This is a genomic window from Streptomyces sp. NPDC093586 (genome assembly GCF_044764905.1).
In the GTDB taxonomy this organism is placed as follows: domain Bacteria; phylum Actinomycetota; class Actinomycetes; order Streptomycetales; family Streptomycetaceae; genus Streptomyces.
In genome coordinates, this window is record NZ_JBIWJA010000041.1 from 39,755 (window position 1) to 61,595 (window position 21,841).

Below are 21,841 nucleotides of genomic sequence, written 5' to 3' on the forward strand. Positions count from 1 at the left end.
CGGTCGGCGGGAACTGAGGAGGCATGGCGGGGGGTGGGCCGAAGCTCACGCGTGGGTCCTCTTTCCGGGGATTCTCTGCGGGAGTGGATGACGGAGATCACCGCCACTATGCCTTGTTCCATGATCACCCACGGAGGTGGCCGCTCGGCGCCGGCAGGAGCACTGCGCGAAGCGCTGGTGGAAACGCCGGGTTCCGACGCATTTCACCGGTGCTCCACCCGGCTTGTTCAGGGAAGTCCTGGGGAGCATGCGTGGATGCGGGGGTCGTGCACGGCAGTTCGGGGGCAGGCTGTGAGGCATGTGACGGACGCGGAGTGGTGGGCGGGGCTGCCGGGGTGGTGCCTGTGGTGATTAGGCTGGGCCCCGGCGCGACGCCAGGACCCCGTGGACGGGGTGCCGGCGTCCCGGGGGGAGAGCCGGTGGATCGGACGACCTCGAACGGCCCCGGACAACGGCGAACGACGAGCAAGGGTCGCCCCAGCACGGCATGAGGGTGCTCGACCACACCAGGAGGAATTGTGAACAGCGATCGGGACGGGAACCGCGGGGGCTGGGCGACACCCGGCGATGACCAGCCCGACGCGGAGTCCGCAATCGAGACGACGGGCGAGTTCACCATCGACTACGCGCCGCCCGCCTGGTACACGCAGAACGCGTCCGGGGATTCCGGGCAGGACACCGGTTCGGCGGGGACCGTTCCCTCCCCTTCCGCTCCTCGGCCCCCGGCTCCCGCGGCACCCTTCACGCCGCCGCCTCCGTCGATGACGACTTCGCCGTACGCTTCCTCCGTCCCGACCACGCCTCCGGACGCCGAGGTGCCCCGTCTGCCCGTGGGGAGCGGTTTCGAGCCTCAGCAGCCGTCGGCGGCGGCAGAGCCCCGGCCCGAGGCGGAACCCGAGCAGCCGTCGGTGCCCTCGGAGTCGCGCGTCGAGCCCGAGAGTGACAACGGTGACCTCGAGAGCGGTGCCACCATGCGGTTCTCGGCCGCCGCCCTGAAGCGGGAGTTCGCGGAGCTCGCCGCCGCCGCCGACGAGGTGCGGCGGGGGCCCTCGGCCGAGGAACGGCCCGAGTCCGCCGCCGACGAGTCCGAGGGTTCCGCCGGGGAGGCGGATGACGCCGGCGCGGTCCCCTCCGACGCGGCCGCCGACGCCGATGACGTCTCGGCGGAGAACGACGACGCGGACCTCGACGCCGGCGAGACCGAGGGCGGCGAGGACGAAGGTGAGTCGGCGGCGGCCGGCGAAGTCCCTTCCGCCGATGCCCCGGACGCCGACGACGACGTCGAGTCGGCACCCGCCGCCGAACCCGGACCGGCTGCCGCCACCGAGCCCCAGGACGCCCCGCCCGCCGGTGCGCCCCCCGCCGCCCAGGGCCCGGTACCGCCGCTGCCTCCCTCGTACCCTCCGGCCGCGCCCGCGCCGGCGAGTCAGTGGCCCGCCGAGCCGCAGCCGATGCCCGGTGTGCCGGGGCAGCCGGGCGTTCCGGCGCAGCAGCCGCCCTTCCAGCCGCAGGCACCTCAGCCGGCGCCCGCCGCGTGGGCCGCGCAGGCCGGCTCACCGGTGACGCCGGACCAGGCTCCCGCCCAGGCCGGTTACGGCTTCCCTCCGCAGGGAGCCACTCCCCCGGCCGTGCCCCAGGCTCCGGGACCGCAGCCGGGTGGTGCTCCCGCCGCGGGTTACGGCTTCCCTCAGCCCCAACCCCAGGCACAGCCTCAGCCTCAGCCTCAGCCTCAGCCCAACTCTCCCTCTCCCCAGGGCGGTTACGGCTTCCCCCAGGGTCAGCCGGTCCCCGGCGTGCCGCACCAGGCGCAGCCGCAGGCGCACCCCGGTCAGATGCCGCAACCGCAGCCGCCGCACGCCGCGCAGCACCAGCAGCCGCCCCACCAGCCCCAGGCACAGGCACAGGCACATCCCCAGCAGCCGGTCGACCCCCGGCTCGGTACCGCCTGGCCGCAGCCCATCCAGCACGACCAGCGGCAGCCCACCAACCCCGGTGCGGCACCGCTCGGTTACACGGCGGCCGTGGAGCTCTCGTCGGACCGGCTGCTCAACAACAAGAAGCAGAAGGCCAAGAGCAGCCGCCCCGCGGCCGGCGGTTCGCGGTTCAAGCTGGGCGGGAAGAAGGAGGAGGCCGAGCGGCAGCGGAAGCTCGAGCTGATCCGCACGCCGGTGCTGTCCTGCTACCGCATCGCCGTCATCAGCCTCAAGGGCGGTGTCGGCAAGACGACCACGACCACCGCGCTGGGTTCGACGCTCGCCACCGAGCGGCAGGACAAGATCCTCGCGATCGACGCGAACCCGGACGCCGGTACGCTCGGCCGCCGGGTGCGCCGCGAGACCGGGGCCACCATCCGTGACCTCGTCCAGGCGATCCCGTACCTCAACTCGTACATGGACATCCGGCGGTTCACGTCCCAGGCGCCGTCCGGGCTCGAGATCATCGCCAACGACGTCGACCCGGCCGTGTCCACGACCTTCAACGACGAGGACTACCGGCGCGCGATCGACGTCCTGGGCAGGCAGTACCCGGTCATCCTGACCGACTCGGGCACCGGTCTGCTGTACAGCGCCATGCGCGGGGTCCTCGACCTCGCCGACCAGCTGATCATCATCTCGACGCCGTCCGTGGACGGTGCGAGCAGCGCCAGTACGACCCTGGACTGGCTGTCCGCGCACGGGTACGCCGACCTGGTCTCCCGGTCCATCACCGTCATCTCGGGGGTCCGCGAGACCGGCAAGATGATCAAGGTGGAGGACATCGTCAGCCACTTCCAGACGCGGTGCCGGGGCGTCGTCGTCGTGCCGTTCGACGAGCACCTGGCGGCCGGTGCCGAGGTCGACCTCGACATGATGCGGCCGAAGGTGCGGGAGGCGTACTTCAACCTCGCGGCGATGGTCGCCGAGGACTTCGTCCGCCACCAGCAGTCCCACGGCCTGTGGACGTCCGACGGCAACCCGCCGCCGGTCGCCGCGCCGCCCATGCCGGGCCACGACTTCGCTGGTCAGGGGATGCCCGGTCAGCCCGTGCCCGGTCAGCCGCCCTATCCGGGACAGCCTCACCCGGGGCAGCCCGGACCTGGGCAGTACGCGCCCCAGCCGGGACAGCCGCAGCCACAGCCGTACGGGCAGCCCGCGCAACAGCCGGGACAGCCGTACCCCCAGGCGCCCGGGCAGCCGTACCCGCAGCAGCCCCAGCCCCAGCAGGGCCAGGCCCCGCTCCCGCCGCAGCAGTAGGCCGACGGCCACCGGGCCCGCGCCGTCACCCGACGGCGCGGGCCTTCGCGCGTTCACGGTCAGAACCGGTGGGGACACGCCGCACTCTCACCGGCAAGGTGTCCATGGTCTCCGCCGGGCGGCCCGTACGGGAAAGGTGGGCCGTCGGCCGTGGAAGCGGCTGCGGGCCGCACGGCCGCCCGGAGCGCCGTCGCCCTGGTGGGGTGGCCGCCGGTCGTCGGCCTGCCGGTCAGGCCCGCTTGTCGTCCGCCGCGATGATCTCGCGGCACTCCTTGACGTCCTCCGCCATCCGCTCCAGGAGCGCGTCCAGCGTCTCGAACTTCGCCTGGCCCCGCACGAAGGCCAGGAAGTCCACGGCGACGTGCAGTCCGTACAGGTCGAGGCCGACGCGGTCGATGGCGTACGCCTCCACCGTGCGCTCGGTGCCCTCGAACTGCGGGTTGGTGCCGACGGAGATCGCGGCCGGCATCGCCTCGCCCTGGGCGTGCAGCCGGCCGGCGTAGACGCCGTCGGCGGGGATCGCGGTGTGCGGCAGGGTCTCGACGTTGGCCGTGGGGAAGCCCAGTTCCCGGCCGCGTTGGGCGCCGCGGACGACCACGCCCTCCACCCGGTGCGGGCGGCCCAGGATCTCGGCGGCGCCCCGGACGTCGCCCTCGGCGACCAGGCGGCGGGTCAGAGTGGAGGAGAACGGCTCGCCGCCGCCCGCCTCGCCGGACACGTACAGGTCGACGACCTCGACCTCGAAGTCGTAGATCCGGCCCTGCTCGGCGAGGAAGTCCACGTTCCCGGCGGCCTTGTGGCCGAAGCGGAAGTTGGGGCCCTCGACGACCGCCTTGGCGTGCAGCTTGTCGACCAGGACCTTGACCACGAAGTCGGCCGCGGACAGCTTCGAGAACTCCTTCGTGAACGGAAGGATCAGGACCGCGTCCACGCCCAGCTCGGCGCAGAGTTCGGCGCGGCGGTGGTGCGGGGCGAGCAGCGGCGGGTGGCTGCCGGGGCGGACGACCTCGCTGGGGTGCGGGTCGAAGGTGACGAGGACGGCGGGGACGCCCAGCTCGCGGGCGCGGTCCACGGCGTGCTTGATGATCAGCTGGTGTCCGCGGTGGACTCCGTCGTAGGAGCCGATGGTGACGACGCTGCGCCCCCAGTCCTCGGGGATGTCCTCCAAGCCACGCCAGCGCTGCACTGTGTCTGCTCCTTGTCGCACACTCGTCGGAGTCGAAGCCTGTGATGCAGGTCTAAGGGTGCCATGCCGGGCGCCGGGCGCCCGCATCGGCATGGGTGCTGTGACCGGCCGCACCCCGCTCCCGTGCCCCGGCCGTGATCAGGCGGGAACGCGGGTGCCCGCCAGGCCCTCGATCGTGCGGCGTGCGCTCGGGCCGACCAGCGCCGCCCACTGTTCGGGGGCGTCCACCAGCCAGCCGGCCACCCGCCCGGCGAACCCGGGGAGGTGGCGGGCCAGATCGACCAGGGCGCGGTCGAGGCGGGTGGCGCCGTCCGGGGTGCGGACCAGGAGCAGGGCGGTGCGGTGGACGAGGGTCCGCCGGCCGTCATCGTCCTGGGAGGCGGCGGCGCGCAGCAGCGCGTCCAGGACGGCGGGGTCGTCCTCGTGGGCCAGGAGGTGTTCGCGCAGCTCCCGGCGCAGAGAACCGGAGGCAGGGGCTCCGTCGCCGGCGAGGACGCCGGCCAGCGCGGCCCGCACCGGCTCGGGTCCGCCGTCCAGCAGTCCGGTGACCAGCGGGAGGAGTACGTCGCGGGCTGCGGGGCCCTGGTCGAGGCGCCGGTCGGTGTACGCGGCGACGTGTCCGGCGGTCTCCGGCCGTTCCTCCACGGCCTCCCCGATCAGTGCGGCGACCCGGCGGGCCAGCCGGGGTGTGGTGGCGTCGACGAGTCTGCGCAGCGCCTCCCCGGCGTCGGGGCCGTGCAGCCGGGCCCGGAAGGCGTCGAGGACCGGGTCGGGGTGGGTCGGCAGGGCGGCGGCCACCGCGCTCGGCGGCAGATACGGGTCGCCCGCGGCGAAGCGGGCCAGCGCCCGCGCCAGGTGCCGGTCACGGCTGCCCGGGTCCTGGACGAGCAGGGCGAGGGCGCCGCCGTGCAGGGGGCCGTCGGCGGGGCGGGTGAGCAGGACGAGGGCGGCGTGGCGCAGCAGGGTGCGGTCGGCGGCGGTGCGTGCGTGGGGCGCGACGCGCAGCCCGTGGATCACGGCCGCCGTGTGCCGGGCCGGCCGCTCGTCGCGCGCCCACCGGTCGACGGCCCGGCAGACGGCGGACGGCTCCTCCTCGGCCAGGACGGCGAGCAGTTCGTCGGCCCGTCGGTGCGTGCTGTCGGCGAGCACGTCGGTGAGGCCGTCCGGGTCACGGTGGCGGTGGGTGTGCAGCAGCGCCTGGGCGGCGGTCGCCACAGTGGCGTGCGGGGTGGCGGGCAGCGGCCGTTCGTCGTCGAACCAGCGGACCAGGAGCGGCTGTACGGTCGCGGGGGCGGCGGTGAGCAGGCGGGCGACGGTGTCGAGGTGGCGGGGGCCCGGCTCGTGCGGGGCGCCGTCGGCGAGGAGCAGGCGGCGCAGCAGGTCGAGGCGCGTGGCCTGCGGCAGCCGCAGGGCCGTCCAGAAGGCGGGCCCGAACTCCGCGGGCACGGGGTGCCCCTCCTCCCGCCGCTCCGCGATGCCGTCGGCGAGCAGGCGCAGCACCTGTGTGTACGGCGTCGCGTCGGGCACGCGCGTCAGCGTCCCGGCGAGGAGCCGGCCGGCCCACCAGGAGCGCGGATCGGTGTCCAGGGCGTGCACCAGCTCCTCCAGCGTCAGGGCGAGCTGGGGAATGCCGTGCTGGCGCCCGAGGTGCAGCAGTGCCTCGACGACGGGGCCGATGCGGTGGTGCGGGACGGGGAGGGTGCGGGTGTCGTGCGGGGCGTGGCGGCCGTGGACGAGGACGCGCAGGGCCTCGTGCAGGTCGAGGTGGGTGCCCTGGAGCCAGTCGGCGAGCTCCTCGTGGGCGAAGCGGTAGCCGTCGCCGGCGGGTACGAGGAGGCCTTCGGCGAGTACGGCGTGCGCCCAGCCGGTGCCGCCGCCGAGCCGGGCCGGCGCCGGGCCCCAGGAGAACACGGCGGCGAAGGCCTCCTGGTCCAGCTCTCCCTGCCCGGGGCCGAGGCTGCGCCGGGCGGCCTCGTGGACCTGCCCCTGGACTCGTGCCGCGAGCCGGCGCACGGCGGTGCCGCGCAGGCCGTTCTGCGCGGCCAGCCGGGTGGCGACGCGCAGGCACATCAGGTCCAGGTAGGCCCCGAAGACCGCGTCCCGGTCGATGCGGACGGCCGACAAGGGACCTTGGAGGGCCGCCTGGACCTCGGAGAGCAGACGGAGGGTGAGGGGGTGGCGTCCGTCGCCGTCCGGCAGGACCCCGTCCGCCACGCCGTACCGCGCCCGGGCCTCCGTCGCCTCGTCGTCGCGCAGGTCCCCGAGACGTACGCAGGGCGGGAGGGGGTCGCTCCCCGTGCGGGTGTCCGCGCGGGGCACCGCGTCCGCGCCCGCGGGGATCCCCGCCGGGACGAGCCGGGCCCCGGCTCCCGCCGTCCCTTCGCCGGAGTGCCCGAACTCCTCGCAGCGCCCGGCACCGCCCCCCGCGAGCCGCTCGGCGGCCTCCCGCCCGAGGACCACCGGGGCGTTCCCGGCCGCGGAGCGCTCCGCTCCCCCGCCCGGCACCCGCCGAAGCACCGGCCGCTCCCCCGCCCCGGGGAGAGCCGTCGGCCCCGTGCGCCCGGCCCCGTGCAGCGCCTCCCGTGGGAACTCCGCCCCCGCCCGCTCCCAGTACTCCGCCCGGCACGCCACGATCAGCCGCGTCCCCGTCTCCCGCAGCCAGGCCGTCGTGCCCTCGGTCCACTCGGCGAGGCGGTGGGCCAGGACCGGCGGCATCTCCTCGGGGCCGTCGAGGACGATCAGCAGGGGGCGGCCGGCGGAGCCGGCGAGGCGGGCGAGGCGCTCCGGGGTGACGTCGCCGAGCCCGGCCGCCGGGCGGGGCCGGTCCGAGGCGGCCACGAGGCGCGCGGCGCGGGCCAGCGTCCTGCGTGCCGCGTCGGCCACCGACGCGTCGTCGTCGCGCAGGTCGGCGCCGCGCAGCCACAGCGTGGGGGCGGGGTCCGGCCCCCGGAAGCGGCGGGCGGTGAGGCCCGCCAGCTCGGTCGTGCGGCCCGTCCCGGGCGCGCCGACGAGCCCGAGGACGTGGGTCGGTCCGCCCGTGCGGGCGGTGAACGCGGCCAGCTCGCGGGCGGCCTCGGCTCGCCGGACCGTCACCGCGAGGTCCGACGGAGCCGGTCCCGGACCGTATCCGCGCACCGCCGTCGCCGTGAGCTCCAGAACCCCCGCCGGATTGAGGTCGGCGCCGTACGCCGGGACCGTCTCCGCGTTCTCGGCGAGCAGGTCGGCGAGCGGGCCGGAGGCCGCGCGCAGCGGCACGGCGAAGCCGACGTCACGGTGTCCGGAGGACAGGGCGGTGCCGAGGACGCCGAGAACGGCGCCGGTCGTGACGTCGAGCACGGGTCCGCCGGCCGCGCCGCCGCCGAGCCGCAGCGCGTCCCGCCCGGAGGTGCCGACCGCCAGCTCCAGGGCGCCGCCGACGCGGTGGAAGCGGTCGGTGGCCGTGTAGGTGACGTCGGTGGTGCCGAGGACCCGGGCCTCGCGCCAGCAGCCTGCGGCGATCCGGACGTAGGTCCCCGCCTCGATCCGGTCCCGCACGGTGACGGGCAGCGGGTCGATGCCGAGTCCCCCGGCGCGTACGAGGGCCAGGCCGAGACCGGGCAGCGGGGTCACGTCCGCGGCGGCCACGACCAGGCGGCGGTCCCCGGCGGTGCGCAGGACGAGCCGGCTCAGGCCGTCGACCGCTTCGTGGCTGGTGATCACCGTGCCGTGGTGGTCGGCGGCGAATCCGGTGCCCCGGGGGCGGCCGGCCAGGTCGTGGACGCGGACGAGGACGCCGTCCGCGTCGCCGGGGGACGGCAGGGCGCCGTCGTGCGGGCCCGGTAGGCCGTTCCGCGACAGCCGCCGTGCGCTGTCGCCCGCCTCCCGGGACCGGTTCCGCGACGCCATCGCCGCACCTCCCCGCCGTACCGCCGTACACCCCTGTTCTGCTCGACGGTAGGCACGTGAAGATCGGCGGGACAGATCCCCACGCGAACGCGCCCCCTTCCACTCCCCCGGTTCACTCCGAGCGCCTGCCCGGACGGGTGAACAGAGGGGAGAGGTTGGATAGACCCTAGAGGGTGGGGGAACCGAGGGGGGCCGTGGAGCGGCGGCGGTGGCAGTCCCCGTGACCGCCGCTCCACGGACGGGAGTTGACGAGGCGTCGGGTCAGCCGAAGACGGCCAGGCTCTTCGCCTTGCCCCGGTGTTCCTCCACGATCGCGAGGAAGCGGCCCTCGGGATCGAAGACGGCCACGGCACCGGCGCCCGCGTAGGTCTCGGGCATCTCCAGCCGCACCCCGTTGAGGAGCAGCCGGGCCCGCTTGGCGTCCACGTCCCAGCGCGGGAAGGCGGCGGCCGCCGCGTCGGCGACCGGCATGACCGCGAGGTCCTGCTGGAGCTGGTCCAGCGTCTTCGCGGTGTCCAGCTTGTACGGGCCGACGCGGGTGCGGCGCAGCGCGGTCAGGTGGCCGCCCACGCCGAGGCCGGCGCCGAGGTCGCGGGCCAGAGCGCGGATGTAGGTGCCGGAGGAGCAGACCACCGAGACCACCAGGTCCAGCACCGGGGTGCCGTCCTCGGCGACGGCGTCCCGGACGTCGTACACCGCGAAGGAGGAGACGGTGACGGGACGGGCGGGGATCTCGAACTCCTCGCCCTCGCGCGCCCGCTTGTAGGAGCGCACGCCGTTGATCTTGATGGCGCTGACCTTGGACGGCACCTGCATGATCTCGCCGGTCAGCTCGGCGACGCCGGCGTCGATCGCCTCCCGGGTGACCTTCGAGGCGTCCTGCGACCTCGTGATCTCGCCCTCGGCGTCGTCCGTCAGCGTCGTCTGCCCGAGCCTGATGGTGCCCAGGTACTCCTTCTCGGTGAGGGCGAGGTGCCCGAGGAGCTTGGTGGCCCGCTCCACGCCGAGGACCAGGACGCCCGTCGCCATCGGGTCGAGCGTGCCGGCGTGCCCGACGCGCCGCGTCCGGGCGATGCCCCGCATCTTGGCGACGACGTCGTGCGAAGTGAAGCCCGACGGCTTGTCGACGATGACAAGGCCGTCGGGCGTGGTGTGCTTGGCGGTCATTCGGTGGTGTCGTCCGTCTCGTCGTCCTCGGCGCCCGGCTTCTTGTACGGGTCCGGCTCACCGGCGTACGTGGCGCCCGCGGACACCTCGCGCACCTTCGCGTCGGACTGGCGCGCCTTGTCGAGGAGGTCCTCGATGTTCCGGGCGGTGTCCGGGAGGGCGTCCATGACGAAGGTCAGGGTGGGCGTGAACTTCACGCCGGCCGCCTTGCCGACCTCGGAGCGCAGGATGCCCTTGGCGCTCTCCAGTCCGGCGGAGGCGGCCTGGCGCTCCTCGTCGTCCCCGTAGACCGTGTAGAAGACGGTCGCCTCCCGCAGGTCACCCGTGACCCGGGTGTCCGTGATGGTGACGTGCGAGCCGAGCCGCGGGTCCTTGATCCCGCGCTGCAGCTTCTGGGCCACCACCTCTCGGATGAGGTCCGCCAGCCTTTTCGCCCGCGCGTTGTCGGCCACTGGTCCGTCTCCCGTTCTTTCCTGTCTCTGTTCTTGGGCTGGGGAAGTCAGTCGTCCTCGCCGTGGAAGCGCCGTCTGACCGACAGCAGTTCCACCTCGGGACGGGCGGCGACCAGCCGTTCGCACCGGTCGAGCACGTCGGTCAGGTGCCCCGCGTCCGCGGAGACCACGGCGAGACCGATACCGGCCCGCCGGTGCAGATCCATGTTCTCCACCTCGGCCGCGCTCACGGCGTACTTCCGCTGGAGCTCGGCGATGATCGGGCGGACGACGGAGCGCTTCTCCTTCAGCGACCGTACGTCGCCGAGGAGGAGGTCGAAGGACAGCGTCCCCACGTACATGTGTGTATCCGGATGACCCGCCGGTACGGGATCGATGGCCCCGCCACAGGTGTGGGCGGGGACATCAAGAACGGTACCCCGATCCGGCCGGTGGCTCGACGGGGTTTCCCCGCCGGCCGCGCGCCGTCGCGGGGTGCCGCAGACAGCGGCCGGCCGGCCGACGGGACGGATCCCGTCGGCCGGCCGGAGCAGTCGGGTGTCACACCCGCGGCTTCTCGCGCATCTCGTACGTCGCGATGACGTCGTCGACCTTGATGTCGTTGAAGTTTCCGAGGTTGATACCGCCCTCGAAGCCTTCGCGGATCTCGGTGACGTCGTCCTTGAAGCGACGCAGACCCTCGATGTTGAGGTTCTCCGCGATGACCTTGCCGTCGCGGATGAGGCGCGCCTTGGTGTTGCGCTTGACCTCGCCGGAGCGGATGAGAACACCCGCGATGTTGCCCAGCTTGGACGAGCGGAAGACCTCGCGGATCTCCGCCGTGCCGAGCTCGACCTCTTCGTACTCCGGCTTGAGCATGCCCTTGAGGGCCGCCTCGATCTCCTCGATCGCCTGGTAGATGACCGAGTAGTACCGGACGTCCACACCCTCGCGCTCGGCCATCTGCGCGGCACGCCCGGCGGCGCGCACGTTGAAGCCGATCACGATGGCGTCGGAACCCATCGCCAGGTCGATGTCGGACTCCGTGACCGCACCGACGCCGCGGTGCAGGACGCGGATGTCGACCTCTTCGCCGACGTCCAGCTGGAGCAGCGAGGACTCGAGGGCCTCGACCGAACCGGAGGCGTCACCCTTGATGATCAGGTTCAGCTGCTGGACCTCGCCGGCCTTGAGCACCTTGTCCAGGTCCTCCAGCGACACGCGGCGCGTGCGCTTGGCGAACGCGGCGTTCCGCTCGCGGGCGGCACGCTTCTCCGCGATCTGGCGGGCCGTACGGTCCTCCTCGACCACGATGAAGTTGTCACCGGCGCCCGGGACGTTGGTCAGGCCCAGGACCTGGACCGGCGTCGACGGACCCGCCTCGGCGACGTTGTTGCCGTTGTCGTCGAGCATGGCGCGGACGCGGCCGTAGGCGTCGCCCACCACCATCGTGTCGCCGACCCGCAGCGTGCCTCGCTGGACGAGGACCGTCGCCACGGCACCGCGGCCGCGGTCGAGACGGGACTCGATCGAGATGCCCTGCGCGTCCTGGTTCGGGTTGGCCCGCAGGTCGAGCGAGGCGTCCGCGGTGAGGACCACGGCCTCCAGCAGGGAGTCGATGTGCAGACCCTGCTTGGCGGAGATGTCGACGAACATGGTGTCGCCGCCGTACTCCTCGGCCACCAGGCCGTACTCGGTCAGCTGACCGCGCACCTTGGTCGGGTCGGCGCCCTCGACGTCGATCTTGTTGACCGCGACGACGATCGGGACGTCGGCCGCCTTGGCGTGGTTGAGCGCCTCGACCGTCTGCGGCATGACGCCGTCGTTGGCCGCGACGACCAGGATCGCGATGTCGGTCGAGCGCGCACCACGGGCACGCATGGCGGTGAACGCCTCGTGACCCGGGGTGTCGATGAAGGTGATCCTGCGCTCTTCGTCGTTGACCTCGGTCGCGACCTGGTAGGCACCGATGTGCTGGGTGATGCCGCCGGCCTCGCCCGCGATGACGTTCGTCTTGCGGATGGCGTCGAGCAGTCGGGTCTTACCGTGGTCGACGTGACCCATGACGGTCACCACCGGCGGACGGACGACCAGGTCCTCCTCGGAGCCCTCGTCCTCGCCGAACTCCAGGTCGAAGGACTCGAGCAGCTCGCGGTCCTCCTCCTCCGGGCTGACGATCTGAACGTCGTAGTTCATCTCGCCGGCGAGGAGCTGGAGCGTCTCGTCGGAGACGGACTGGGTCGCGGTGACCATCTCGCCGAGGTTCATCATGACCGCGACGAGCGACGCCGGGTTGGCGTTGATCTTCTCCGCGAAGTCGGTGAGCGACGCACCGCGCGACAGGCGAATGGTCTCGCCGTTGCCGCGAGGCAGCATCACGCCGCCGACCGACGGGGCCTGCATGGCCTCGTACTCCTGGCGCCTCTGCCGCTTCGACTTGCGACCGCGACGCGCGGGACCGCCGGGACGGCCGAAGGCGCCCTGCGTGCCACCACGGCCACCGGGACCGCCGGGACGACCGCCGAAGCCGGGACGGCCACCGCCGCCGCCGAAGCCGCCGCCACCGCCGGGACGACCGGCGAAGCCGCCGCCGCCACCGGGACGACCGCCGCCGCCGGGGCCGGCGGGACGACCGGCGAAGCCGCCGCCACCGGGGCGACCGCCGCCGCCGGGACGACCGGCACCACCGGGACCGCGACCGCCGCCACCGGGGCCGGGACGCGGGCCGGCAGCGGGACGCTGCGGCATCATGCCGGGGTTCGGACGCGGACCGCCGCCGGGACGGGGACCGGCCGCGCCGCCCTGCGGACGCGGCATCGAGCCCGGGGTCGGGCGGTTGCCGCCCGGAGCCTGGGGACGCGGACCGCCGCCCTGGCCGGGAGCCTGCGGACGGGGACCGGCGCCGGGGGCACCGGGGCCACCGGGACGCGGGCCGCCCTGCGGGCGGGGCGCCTGCGGGCGCGCCATGCCGGCGTTGCCGCCGGAGGTGAAGGGGTTGTTGCCCGGACGCGGACCGCCGGGGCGGCCGCCGGGACGCTGTGCCGGGGCACCGGGACGCTGGCCGGCGGGACGGCCCTGGCCGCCCTGCTGACCGCGGTCCTGGCCGGGACCGGCGGGACGACCGCCGGGCTTCGGGGCGCCGGGACGCGCGGCGGCGGGTCGGGGAGCGGACGGCGCCGGGGCGGCGGGGGCCGCCGGGGGCGCGGTGAACTCCGGCGCGGCCGGAGCCGGACGCGGGGCCGGCTTGGGGCCCGGCGTCGGACGCGGCCCCGGGGTCGCCGGCGCGGGCGCCGACGGAGCCGCGGGCTGCTCCGCGGCCGCGGGCTTGGGTGCGGCCGGGGGCTTGGGTGCGGCCGGACGGGCCGCCTGCGCCGGGGAGGGCGCGGCGGGCCTGGGGGCGGCCTTGCGCGGGGCGGGCTTGGCGGTCTTGCCGTTGCCACCGCCCTGGAAGGCGTCTGTCAGCTTGCGTACTACGGGCGCTTCGATGGTCGAAGACGCCGAACGGACGAACTCACCGAGTTCCTGGAGCTTGGCCATGACGACCTTGCTCTCGACACCGAACTCCTTGGCGAGTTCGTATACCCGGACCTTAGCCACTTCGCTCCTCTGAGGTCCGGGTTGCGTCCGGACCGTCGCTAGTTCATGGGCGTACTCATCGCGTACTCATCGAGTGCTCATCGCAATCTCGACCTGCTTTCGACTCGCGAGGTACCAGACCGCACGGGGTTCCGTGCGGCACGTCTTCCTTACCAGGTTGCTCACATGGTGCCTTCAGCAACCTTGTGCCTGCTCGACGTAGCGGCGCAACGCCTTTACGTCGAGCGGACCCGGGACGCGGAGCGCCCGCGGGAACGCCTTGCGGCGCACCGCCTGGTCGACACAGACCGCGGCGGGGTGCACGTACGCACCCCGGCCGGGCAGCGTACCGCGTACATCGGGGACGCACGCGTCCTCGATCACCACGGTCCGCAGCAGCTCGCTCTTGACCGCTCGCTCCCGGCACCCCACGCAGGTGCGCTCAGGGCGTGCGCGGCCAGATGTCCGGCCAGACACTCCTCAGTCTACCTCCCCGGGCCGACCTCACCCCTTTGGGGCAAGAATCGAACACATGCCGTGCACCAACCTGTCGTGATCTCAGCGGCGGGCGGCTTGGATCTATTCCCCGTTCCCGGCCGGGCGGCCGGGCCGTCCTACTCCGCGGGACGCTCGGCGGGCTGCTCGGTGTCCGGCCGGATGTCGATCCGCCAGCCGGTCAGCCGGGCCGCGAGCCGGGCGTTCTGGCCTTCCTTGCCGATCGCCAGCGACAGCTGGTAGTCCGGCACGATCACCCGCGCGGAGCGGGCCCCCAGATCCACGATCTCGACCTTGGAGACGCGGGCCGGGGAGAGCGCGTTCGCCACCATCTCGGCCGGGTCGTCCGACCAGTCGACGATGTCGATCTTCTCGCCGTTCAGCTCGCCCATCACGTTGCGGACCCGGCCGCCCATGGGGCCGATGCAGGCGCCCTTGGCGTTCAGACCCGAGCGGGTGGAGCGCACGGCGATCTTCGTGCGGTGGCCGGCCTCGCGGGCGATGGCGGCGATCTCGACGGAACCGTCGGCGATCTCCGGCACCTCCAGGGCGAAGAGCTTCTTCACCAGGTTGGGGTGCGTGCGCGAGAGGGTCACGGACGGACCGCGCACGCCCTTCGCCACCCGGACGACGTAGCTGCGCAGCCGCGTGCCGTGCGGGTAGCTCTCGCCGGGGACCTGCTCCTGCACCGGCAGGATGGCCTCCAGCTTGCCGATGTCGACGAGCACGTTCTTCGGGTCGCGGCCCTGCTGGACCACTCCGGTGACGATGTCGCCCTCGCGGCCCGCGTACTCGCCGAGCGTCGCGTCGTCCTCGGCGTCGCGCAGCCGCTGCAGGATGACCTGCTTGGCGGTGGTGGCGGCGATACGGCCGAAGTCCGACGGGGTGTCGTCGAACTCGCGGGGCTGCTGGCCCTCTTCGAGGTCGTCGGGGTCCTCCTTCGCCCACACGGTCACATGCCCGGTCTCCCGGTTGAGCTCCACGCGCGCGTGCCGGCGGCTTCCCTCGGTGCGGTGATAGGCGATGAGGAGGGCCGACTCGATCGCCTTGACCAGCAGGTCGAAGGAGATCTCCTTCTCCCGTACCAAGCCCCGCAGGGCGCTCATGTCGATGTCCACGGCTACGCCTCCTCCTCTTCCGTCATGTCCTTCTGGTCCTTCTGGTCCTGCTTGTCCCTGCGGTTGAACTCGACCTGGACGCGCGCCTTGTCGATGTCGCCGAAGGCGAGTCTGCGGGTGGTGGCCCTTCGGCCCTTCACTCCGGGTACTTCGAGGTCGAGTCCGTCGTCGTCCACGCCGAGGATCCGGGCGACCAGTTCGCCGCCCTCGTGGAGCTGGAACCGCACCAGGCGGTCCACGGCGCGCGCGTAGTGGCGGTGTTCCGTCAGGGAGCGTTCCGCGCCCGGCGTTCCGACCTCGAGGGTGTACTCCGCGTCGCCCATCGCGTCCGTCTCGTCGAGCTTCGCCGAGAGCGCGCGGCTCACATCGGCGATCCGGTCGAGGTCCGCACCGGTGTCGGAGTCGACGACGACACGCAGCACGCGCTTGCGCCCGACCGAGTCCACGGCGATCTCTTCGAGGTCCAGACCCTGGGAGGTGACGAGCGGCTCCAACAGCTCTCGCAGCCTCTCGCTCTGGGTGGTGCTCATCCGGGTGACTCCTCGGCCGCGTGTGCTGTTGTGGGATGGGTCGCGTGTCTGGTCAAAGGGTATCCGGTCGCGGGGGGTGTTGCCGTCCACCCGGCACCGGCGGTGCCGCCGAGTGGTGCCCGGGCGAGGCCCGGGTACCGTGATCACGGGCGTGCCGCGCCGCTGGTCCCCGCTCCTTTCGCCGCGCGCCCTCGCTCACCCGTCGGTTCCGTACGAGTCTGCCGAGGACGTCTGCCGTGTCGTTCCCCTCATCGCCGCGCCTGCCCACGGGGCCGCGCCGAAGGAGTCTGCTCGCCTCGGCCGCCGGGGCCGCCCTGCTCGCCGGCTGTTCCGGCGGCTCCGGTACCGGCACCACGGGCGCCGTGCCGTCCGCCGACGAACGGGCACGCGCGCGTGCGGCGCGGGACAGCGAGGTGCTGGCCGCGCGGTACGACGCGGTGATCGCCGCGCATCCGGGGCTGGCCGCGCGGCTGCGGCCCCTGCGGGACGAGGTCGTACGGCACGCGGAGGCGTTCGGCGGCGCGCGCCCCGCCTCCCCGAAGGCGTCGCCGTCGGGCTCGGCGCGGGCCGCCGGGCCGGGGGACGGCTCCGGTGTGCCGGTGAACGAGAAGGACGCGCTGGCCGGGCTGGCCGCCGCCGAGCGCGAGCTGGCCGACCGGCGGGCCGGGGCGCTGCTGGAGGTACCGGGCGAGTCGGCACGGCTGCTGGCGTCGGTGGCGGCGGCCGGGGCGGCGCACGTGTTCCTGCTGACGGAGGGTGACAGGTGAGCGAGGCGAAGGACCGGGTGCTGGACGCCCTCCAGGCGGCGTTGGCGGCCGAGCACGCCGCGGTGTACGGCTACGGGGTCGTCGGCGGGCGGATCGGCGAGGAGCGGCGCGCCGAGGCGCGGACGGCCTACGACGCGCACCGGGCGCGGCGGGACGCGCTGGTGCGCGAGGTGGGCGATCTGGGCGGCAGGCCGGTCGCCGCGGCGGCCGGGTACGCGCTGCCCTTCGCGGTGCCGGACGCGGCGGCCGCGGTGCGGCTGGCGGCCGAGCTGGAGAGCCGGACGGCCGGGGTCTACTCCGACCTGGTGCGGGCGGCCGGGGGCGAGCTGCGGGCCACGGCGGCCGGGGCGCTGCGGGAGGCGGCGGTCCGGGCCGTGCGCTGGCGCGGCGGGAGCGTAGCCTTCCCTGGGCTCGCCGAGCGGGCCGGCACACCGTCGGCCTCGGCGACACCGACTGCGTAACACGTACGGCAGGTCCCGTACGGGAAGGGAACGGCTCGCGCATGGCTTTCGAACCGCCGCCGCGTCTGGTCAGGGCGCTCGGTGAGACGGCACCGGTCGGGGACGACTGGCTGGAGAAGCTGCCGGAGACGGCGCGGGAGGCCGTGGCGCTGTGCGGGGTGACCGTCGAACGGGTGCAGGTGCCCGGCGGACGCAGCAGCCTGGTGCTCCTGGTGCGGCGGGCCGACGGGACGCCGGCGGTGCTCAAGCTGGCCCCCCGCCGGGCCCGGCCCGGGAGCGAGCGGGCTGCGCTCGCCCACTGGGGCGGGCTGGGCGCCGTGCAACTGCTCGACGGGGACACGCCGGAGGGCGTGCTGCTGCTGGAGCGGCTGCATCCGGACGTCTCGGTGCGGTCCCTGCCCGAGTCGAAGGCACTGCTGGAGGCCGCGGGCACGCTGCGGCGGCTGTGGGTGGAGCCGCCCGCCGGTCACTCCTTCGAGACCGTGGCCGAGCGGACCGGACGGCAGGCCGAGGCCATGCGGGCGGGTGCCGCGGCCGATCCTGGGGTGGCCGCACTGGTGGACGCGGCGTTGGCGGCCCGCGAGGAGCTGCTGGCCGCGCCGCCCGAACAGCGGCTGCTGCACGGCACGTTCCGGCAGAGCAAGGTGCTCGCCGGGGACCGGATGCCGTGGCTGGCCGTGGGGCCGGACCCGGTGGTCGGCGAGAGCGCCTTCGATCTGGCGCGGCTGGTGCGGGACCGGGTGGAGGACCTGATCGCCCAGCCGTCCGGCGCCGCGACGACCCGGCGGAGGGTGAAGCGGCTCGCCGAGTCGCTGGAGGTCGACCAGGAACGGCTGCGCGGCTGGACGCTGTTCCGCGCGGTCGAGTCGGGCGTGCGGGCCCATCGGGTCGGGCGCGAGCGGGACGCGGAGCTGCTGCTGGAGTTCGCCACCTGGCTGTGAGCGGGTGCCTGCGGGTGCCTGCGGGTCCTGCGGCGCGTGGGCGGGTGCCTGCGGCGCGTGGGCGGGCGTGCCTGCGGCGGCCTGTGCTGGGTGGGTGGGGTGCGGGGTGCCTGCGGCGCCTGTGCGGGTGGGGTGCCTGCGGCGGCCTGTGGCGGGTTCGGTGGGGGTGCGCGTAGCGCCTTCGGTGGGCTGTGGGTCGGGGCCGCGCCGGGGGGTGTCCGTCCTCGGAACGGCGCGGAATCGGGTACTGACCAACAGGCGAGGCGTTGACGCGCCAACCGCTGCGGGCGGACACCCCCCGACACGTCCCCTTCCCGCCGTACGCGACTGACCCCCGTCACCCACTCAGCTGCGGGCAGCCGTGCCGCTGGGGGTACCCCCCTCCGGGGGAGGCATCCCCCGTCCGTGTCGGGCAACGGCAGCACCGGGCCGCACGCACGTCGGGTGCGGGGACGAACGTCGCCTCCCCCTAGGCCGTCAGTTGGTCAGGCGGGCGATGGCCTCATCGACCGTCAGTTCCTCGCGCTCGCCGGTGCGGCGGTCCTTCAGTTCCACCACGCCTTCGGCGGAGCGGCGGCCGGCGACCAGGATCTGCGGGACGCCGATGAGCTCGGCGTCCGTGAACTTGACGCCCGGGGAGACGCCGGCCCGGTCGTCCACCAGGACGCGGACGCCCGCGGCGGCCAGCTTGTCGGAGAGCTCCAGGGCCAGCTCGGTCTGCAGGGCCTTGCCGGCGGCGACGACGTGGACGTCGGCCGGGGCGACCTCCTTGGACCAGACGAGGCCCTTCTCGTCGGCGTGCTGCTCGGCGAGGGCGGCCACGGCACGCGAGACGCCGATGCCGTAGGAGCCCATGGTGACGCGGGCCGGCTTGCCGTTCTGGCCGAGGACGTCGAGCTTGAGGGCGTCGGTGTACTTGCGGCCCAGCTGGAAGATGTGGCCGATCTCGATGGCGCGGTCCAGCTTCAGGCCGGTGCCGCACTTCGGGCAGGGGTCGCCCTCCCGGACCACGACGACGTCGACGTACTCGTCGACCTCGAAGTCGCGGCCGGCGACGACGTTCTTGGCGTGGGTGTGCTCCTTGTTGGCGCCCGTGATCCAGGCGGTGCCCGGCGCCACGCGCGGGTCGGCGATGTACTTCAGCTTGTCGCCGAAGCCCTGCGGGCCGACGTAGCCGCGGACCAGGTCGGGGCGGCCAACGAAGTCCTCGGCGGTGACCAGCTCGACGGCGGCCGGGGCGAAGTGCGCCTCGACCTTGTCCATGTCGACCTCGCGGTCGCCGGGCACGCCCACGGCGACGATCTCGCCGTCCACCTTGACCAGCAGGTTCTTCAGCGTGGCGGAGGCCGGGACGCCGAGGGAGGCGGCGAGGGTCTCGATGGTCGGGGTGTCGGGGGTCGGGATGTCCTCGGCGGCGGGCACTCCGGCCGCGTCCACCGGCTGGAGGGTGTAGGTGATCGCCTCGGTGTTGGCGGCGAAGTCGCAGTTCGGGCAGTCCGCGAAGGTGTCCTCGCCGGCCTCGGCGGGCGCGAGGAACTCCTCGGACTTCGAGCCGCCCATCGCGCCGGCGGTGGCCGCGCAGATGCGGTAGTCGAGGCCGAGGCGCTCGAAGATGCGCTGGTAGGCGGCGCGGTGCAGGGCGTAGGACTCGGCGAGGCCCTCGTCGGCGACGTCGAAGGAGTAGGAGTCCTTCATCAGGAACTCGCGGCCGCGCAGGATGCCGGCCCGGGGGCGGGCCTCGTCGCGGTACTTGTTCTGGATCTGGTAGAGGATGACCGGCAGGTCCTTGTAGGAGGACGCCTGGTCCTTCACCAGCAGCGTGAAGATCTCCTCGTGGGTGGGGCCGAGGAGGTAGTCGGCGCCCTTGCGGTCCTGGAGGCGGAACAGCTCGGGGCCGTACTCCTCCCAGCGGCCGGTGGCCTCGTACGGCTCGCGCGGCAGCAGGGCGGGGAGCTGCACTTCCTGGGCGCCGATGGCGTCCATCTCCTCGCGGACGATGCGCTCGATGTTGCCGAGGACCTTCTTGCCGAGCGGCAGCCAGCTCCACAGACCGGCGGCGGTGCGGCGCACGTACCCGGCGCGGACCAGCAGCTTGTGGCTGAGGACCTCGGCGTCCGCCGGGTCGTCGCGCAGCGTCTTCGCCATCAACTTCGACATGCGCTGGACCGGTGCGTTGGCCATGGTTCTCGTGTCTCCTGCTGCGTAAGGGTGGTGCTAGGAGGTTAGCCGGGTGGTCCGGCGCGGTGGAAATCGGTTATGGCCTGCGCAGTGGGAGGGGCGCGCCCATCACGGCGTACGGCCGGGGAGCGCTGGGGAACAGGACCCGGCGGGCGAGGTCGGTGTAGCCGAGGGAGCGGTAGAGGCCGCGGGCGGGGCTCTCGGTGTCGATCGCGGAGAGGATCGAGCGGGGTTCGGCGGCGGTGTCGGTGATCGTGGTGATCAGCGCGCGGCCCGCACCGCGGTTCTGGTGGGCCGGGTGGACGTGGAGTTCGGTGATGACGAAGGAGTCGTCGAGCCAGTCGTCGTTGTGCTGGGCGCGGAGGTAGGGCTCGACGACGGTGGACCACCAGTGGGTGCGGTCGTTGGGCATGCCGTAGACGAAGCCGACGAGGTCCCCTGCGGGGGTGGTGGCACCGAGGGCGCGAGCGCCGGGATAGGTCATGTGGCGCTGGACGATCTGGCGGCGGACGGCCACCTCGTCGGGGCCGAGGCCGAAGGCGGCGGCTTGGACGGCAAGGGCCTCGTCGACGTGGGCTGAGAGGTCCAAGGGGCCGATGACGAGGTCCATGGCGGGGAGCCTACAGGGGGGACGCAGTCGTGTGCGGGGGCCTGGTGCCGGTTGCCGGGGCCGGTCGCGCCCACGCGGCGGAGCCGCATGTCGGCACGGTCCCGCGGCCCTTCGGGCCGAGGTCAGAACAGGACGCTCATGAAGGAACCGACCTCCCGGAAGCCCACCCGCCGGTACGTCCGCCGGGCCGCCGTGTTGAAGTCGTTCACGTACAGGCTCACCGCCGGGGCCACGTCGGCCAGCGCGTAGCGCAGGACGGCCGCCATGCCCGGTGCGGCCAGTCCGCGTCCCCGGTACTCGGGGGCCACCCAGACGCCCTGGATCTGGCAGGCGCGGTCGGTGGCGGCGCCGATCTCGGCCTTGAAGACGACCCGGCCGTCGCCGTCGAAGCGGGCGAAGGAGCGGCCGGAGCCGACGAGTTCGGCGACGCGGGCCTGGTAGAGCAGGCCGCCGTCGCCGGCCAGCGGGGAGACACCGACCTCCTCGGTGAACATCGCCACACAGGCCGGCATGATCCGCTCCATCTCGTCCTTGCGGACGCGACGGACGCGGGGGTCGGGGGCGACGTCGGCGCTCATGCGGTCGGTGACCATGAGGGGTTGCCGGCCGCGGACTTCGCGGGCCGGTCCCCAGCCGGGTTCGAGGAGTCGCCAGAGCTGGGCGGTGGACTCGGCGGGGCCGACGATGGAGGAGCATCGCCGGCCGGCCCGGCGGGCGCGGTCGGCGAAGGCGCGGACGGCACGGGGAGTGGCGCAGATGGGGACGAGGTTGGCCCCCGCGTAGCACAGGGAGGTCAGCATGCCGTCCTCGTACCAGCCCCACATCTCGCCGCCGAGGCGCCACGGGTCGAGGCCCGCGATCTGCACCCGGGCGGCCACGAAGGCGTTGGCGACCGGCTCGCGGTCGAGGACGGCGAGCGCGGCGTCCAGGTCGCTCGGTTCGAGCACGCGGGAGGTGGTCTGCGTCAACACGTGCGGGCCTCACCCTGAGATCTGCTGATCTCCGCACTGTACCTGCGGAGGCTCGGGGGCGTCGCCCCGTGGTGGTTGCCGCTTGTTCGACCGTGGGCGTCGGACGCCGTGCCTCCCGGGGGCTTCGCCCCCGGGCACGGCGCCACCGGGCGGAGAGGGTCAGCCCGCGACGGAGACCGACGGCTCTCCGGAGGTCACGCCGTCCTTCTCCATCTGCTCGGCGATCTTCATGGCCTCCTCGATCAGGGTCTCCACGATCTTGGACTCGGGCACGGTCTTGATGACCTCGCCC

Annotated in this window: 16 protein-coding genes and 1 pseudogene; 4 read left to right on the forward strand and 13 right to left on the reverse strand. The window is 74.0% G+C overall.

All coding sequences use genetic code 11. The features are described 5' to 3' along the window. Window positions 1–518 precede the first annotated feature (518 nt). On the forward strand, window positions 519–3,233 hold the full coding sequence (locus tag ACIRFH_RS30545; protein WP_403527792.1) for an SCO5717 family growth-regulating ATPase: 2,715 nt from the start codon (window positions 519–521) through the stop codon (window positions 3,231–3,233). A gap of 229 nt (window positions 3,234–3,462) precedes the next feature. Here the strand turns inward: ACIRFH_RS30545 and ACIRFH_RS30550 are convergent, their stop codons facing one another. From ACIRFH_RS30550 to rimP, 9 genes are all read right to left on the reverse strand, one after another. Next, window positions 3,463–4,419, reverse strand: coding sequence for a bifunctional riboflavin kinase/FAD synthetase (locus ACIRFH_RS30550; RefSeq protein WP_403527795.1), 957 nt, complete (start codon window positions 4,417–4,419; stop codon window positions 3,463–3,465). A 138-nt stretch (window positions 4,420–4,557) separates the two neighbouring features. After that, a complete protein-coding gene (locus tag ACIRFH_RS30555) occupies window positions 4,558–8,304 on the reverse strand; it encodes a trypsin-like peptidase domain-containing protein (RefSeq protein WP_403527798.1) in 3,747 nt (1,248 codons plus the stop codon). A 261-nt stretch (window positions 8,305–8,565) separates the two neighbouring features. After that, window positions 8,566–9,471, reverse strand: coding sequence for a tRNA pseudouridine(55) synthase TruB (gene truB, locus ACIRFH_RS30560; protein WP_403527801.1), 906 nt, complete (start codon window positions 9,469–9,471; stop codon window positions 8,566–8,568). Further along, window positions 9,468–9,923, reverse strand: coding sequence for a 30S ribosome-binding factor RbfA (rbfA, locus tag ACIRFH_RS30565; RefSeq protein WP_403527804.1), 456 nt, complete (start codon window positions 9,921–9,923; stop codon window positions 9,468–9,470). Before rbfA ends, truB begins: the two co-directional genes overlap by 4 nt. Window positions 9,924–9,970: 47 nt before the next feature. Beyond that, a complete protein-coding gene (locus tag ACIRFH_RS30570) occupies window positions 9,971–10,264 on the reverse strand; it encodes a DUF503 domain-containing protein (protein WP_403527807.1) in 294 nt (97 codons plus the stop codon). Between the two features lie 199 nt (window positions 10,265–10,463). Further along, window positions 10,464–13,499: a translation initiation factor IF-2 gene (gene infB, locus ACIRFH_RS30575; RefSeq protein ID WP_403527810.1), complete on the reverse strand. Its 3,036-nt coding sequence runs from the start codon at window positions 13,497–13,499 to the stop codon at window positions 10,464–10,466. Between the two features lie 174 nt (window positions 13,500–13,673). Continuing rightward, window positions 13,674–13,955 carry a YlxR family protein gene (locus tag ACIRFH_RS30580; protein ID WP_403527812.1) on the reverse strand — a complete coding sequence of 94 codons (282 nt, stop codon included), beginning with the start codon at window positions 13,953–13,955 and terminating at the stop codon, window positions 13,674–13,676. 137 nt (window positions 13,956–14,092) lie between these two features. Beyond that, on the reverse strand, window positions 14,093–15,091 hold the full coding sequence (gene nusA / locus ACIRFH_RS30585; protein ID WP_403527815.1) for a transcription termination factor NusA: 999 nt from the start codon (window positions 15,089–15,091) through the stop codon (window positions 14,093–14,095). A gap of 2 nt (window positions 15,092–15,093) precedes the next feature. Beyond that, entirely contained in the window at window positions 15,094–15,621 is a 528-nt protein-coding gene (gene rimP / locus ACIRFH_RS30590; protein ID WP_403527817.1) for a ribosome maturation factor RimP, read from the reverse strand. Window positions 15,622–15,857: 236 nt separating this feature from the next. Between rimP and ACIRFH_RS30595 the strand changes: the two genes are divergently transcribed. Genes ACIRFH_RS30595 through ACIRFH_RS30605 form a run of 3 tightly spaced genes read left to right on the forward strand, consistent with a single transcriptional unit; the run spans window position 15,858 to window position 17,790 of the window. Then, complete coding sequence (locus ACIRFH_RS30595) at window positions 15,858–16,388, forward strand: hypothetical protein (RefSeq protein WP_403527820.1); 531 nt, start codon at window positions 15,858–15,860, stop codon at window positions 16,386–16,388. Beyond that, entirely contained in the window at window positions 16,385–16,849 is a 465-nt protein-coding gene (locus ACIRFH_RS30600; protein ID WP_403527823.1) for a ferritin-like domain-containing protein, read from the forward strand. The genes ACIRFH_RS30595 and ACIRFH_RS30600 overlap by 4 nt, the downstream gene beginning before the upstream one ends. 41 nt (window positions 16,850–16,890) lie before the next feature. Further along, complete coding sequence (locus ACIRFH_RS30605; protein WP_403527826.1) at window positions 16,891–17,790, forward strand: aminoglycoside phosphotransferase family protein; 900 nt, start codon at window positions 16,891–16,893, stop codon at window positions 17,788–17,790. Between the two features lie 477 nt (window positions 17,791–18,267). Here the strand turns inward: ACIRFH_RS30605 and ACIRFH_RS30610 are convergent, their stop codons facing one another. The 4 genes and pseudogenes from ACIRFH_RS30610 to ACIRFH_RS30625 form a co-directional block, all read right to left on the reverse strand. Next, window positions 18,268–19,971, reverse strand: coding sequence for a proline--tRNA ligase (locus ACIRFH_RS30610; RefSeq protein ID WP_403527829.1), 1,704 nt, complete (start codon window positions 19,969–19,971; stop codon window positions 18,268–18,270). 73 nt (window positions 19,972–20,044) lie between these two features. Continuing rightward, window positions 20,045–20,578, reverse strand: a complete 534-nt coding sequence (locus tag ACIRFH_RS30615) for a GNAT family N-acetyltransferase (protein ID WP_403527832.1) — start codon at window positions 20,576–20,578, stop codon at window positions 20,045–20,047. Window positions 20,579–20,700: 122 nt separating this feature from the next. After that, a complete protein-coding gene (locus tag ACIRFH_RS30620; RefSeq protein ID WP_403527834.1) occupies window positions 20,701–21,549 on the reverse strand; it encodes a GNAT family N-acetyltransferase in 849 nt (282 codons plus the stop codon). A gap of 159 nt (window positions 21,550–21,708) precedes the next feature. Beyond that, window positions 21,709–21,841: pseudogene (locus tag ACIRFH_RS30625) on the reverse strand (4-hydroxy-3-methylbut-2-en-1-yl diphosphate synthase); the annotation flags it as partial.